The following is a 280-nucleotide window of genomic DNA, read 5'->3' as shown; positions in this document are numbered from 1 at the left end:
TGGTGGCCACCGGCGTCGCGGCGCGGGGGCTGGATATCGGCGAGCTGAGCCGAGTGGTGAACTACGACTTACCCTTCCAGCCGGAAGAGTACATCCACCGCATTGGCCGCACCGGCCGCGCCGGGGCTTCCGGGGAAGCCATCTCGCTGGTGGATATCAGCGACTTCAAGAACCTGTGTGCCATCGAACGGCGCATGAACCAGCTCATCGAGCGCAGGGAAGTGACAGAGTTTCCGGTCAAGAAGGCCGTCCCGGCCTCCAATTTGAAGCATGTGAAGAA

Annotated in this window: 1 protein-coding gene; it reads left to right on the top strand. The window is 62.1% G+C overall.

Annotated features, from left to right (window positions below; genetic code table 11):
• On the top strand, positions 1–280 hold a 280-nt coding region (locus tag V0R37_RS21960; RefSeq protein ID WP_420376538.1), incomplete at both ends, for a helicase-related protein.

It is taken from the genome of Pollutimonas rozaliensis (assembly GCF_048751585.1).
Taxonomy (GTDB): domain Bacteria; phylum Pseudomonadota; class Gammaproteobacteria; order Burkholderiales; family Burkholderiaceae_B.
Note: the sequence above shows the minus strand (reverse complement) of the source record. Positions and strands in the feature narration are given on the sequence as shown.